Below are 1,073 nucleotides of genomic sequence, written 5' to 3'. Positions count from 1 at the left end.
GTCCTGGCCTTCCGACTTCATGGCCTTGGCCTCGCTCTTGAGGATGCGCGCGGACTTGCCCAGGGAGCGTGCCATGTCCGGGAGCTTCTTCGCACCGAACAGCAGGACAACGACGACGAGGATGAGGATGATCTCGGGGGCGCCGAGCCTTCCGAACATATGCGTGTACCTTCTCACCGAAGCGGCATGGGGTTGGGTACTGCCGATCGGACATTTGTCCACCAGCGGTACGGCAGCGATCGTAACGCGCAGGGGTAAACGCTGGGCAAGCCCCTCGCGTACGCCCGGTAGCGGCCCTCCGCCTCATCAACAGGGCCACCCGAAACAGCGTACCGTCAGCGCCCGGACCACAGGAGGGCACAGCGACCGGGCCTGTCACTCCCGAGGCGGAGCCGGATCACCGCCCGATCGGGTGCGATCGCCGTTGCTTCAGTTCTTTCGGAACGTCTGCGCGGTGTGCCCCGCCAGCGGGGTCGCGGCCCGTTCCAGCTCCTCCGCGGCCCGGGTGATCCGCGCCGAGCTCTCCGCCACCTGCCGGGCCAGCCGCCGCACCTCGACGAAGACCCGGACGGCGAGCACCCCGAGCACGGCGATGCCGCAGAAGGCGAGAGCGATGGCGAGCATGGGCCAGAACATGGGAGCGAGCCTATCGGGGGATGGCGGAATGGCCGAAAAGAGTCACCCTGTGCCTACCGGTGACTGAACGGAGGAGTGCAGCCGCAGCGTCCGGACCCCGCCGCCGGTGAGCAGCTCGACGATCCGCTCCCCCGCGGGCTTGCGGACGGCCGCGCCGCAGTCAGGGCAGGTGAAGGAGTAGAACGTCGTACGACGGCTGCCGCCGATCGCGAGCCGCAGCGCCTGCGCGGCAAGCTCGAAGCAAGCCCTGCAATCAGGACAAGCCGCCTTGAAAACCACCCCGCCCATAGGGTTACCGCCCTCCTGTACCACTAGCTGTCCTTCGGGGCTGCGCCCCGTCAGGGGCGCGGGGAACTGCGCGACCAGCCACAACGCACTCGCAGCCGCAAACAGGCCCCAAGAGGCACCCCAGTAGGCGCGGGGGTCCGGGGGCGGAG

Annotated in this window: 3 protein-coding genes; all 3 read right to left on the bottom strand. The window is 68.7% G+C overall.

Annotated features, from left to right (window positions below; all coding sequences use genetic code 11):
- Positions 1 to 159 (bottom strand): Sec-independent protein translocase subunit TatA (gene tatA, locus K6I34_RS37355; RefSeq protein ID WP_229332454.1); only part of this gene is annotated, 159 nt, incomplete at its 3' end.
- A 270-nt stretch (positions 160 to 429) separates the two neighbouring features.
- Positions 430 to 636, bottom strand: coding sequence for a hypothetical protein (locus K6I34_RS37350; protein WP_229332453.1), 207 nt, complete (start codon positions 634 to 636; stop codon positions 430 to 432).
- A gap of 42 nt (positions 637 to 678) precedes the next feature.
- Complete coding sequence (locus K6I34_RS37345; protein ID WP_229332452.1) at positions 679 to 924, bottom strand: CpXC domain-containing protein; 246 nt, start codon at positions 922 to 924, stop codon at positions 679 to 681.
- Positions 925 to 1,073: the final 149 nt, after the last annotated feature.

The organism is Streptomyces sp. UNOC14_S4 (assembly GCF_020740835.1).
Classification (GTDB): Bacteria; Actinomycetota; Actinomycetes; order Streptomycetales; family Streptomycetaceae; genus Streptomyces.
The sequence above is the reverse complement of the archived record's forward strand: the minus strand, read 5'-3'. Positions and strand labels throughout refer to the sequence as shown.

Excerpts from the sequence above, each read along its gene's own strand:
- K6I34_RS37345 (WP_229332452.1), bottom strand. The coding sequence starts at position 924 with ATGGGCGGGGTGGTTTTCAAGGCGGCTTGTCCTGATTGCAGGGCTTGC.
- K6I34_RS37350 (WP_229332453.1), bottom strand. The coding sequence starts at position 636 with ATGTTCTGGCCCATGCTCGCCATCGCTCTCGCCTTCTGCGGCATCGCC.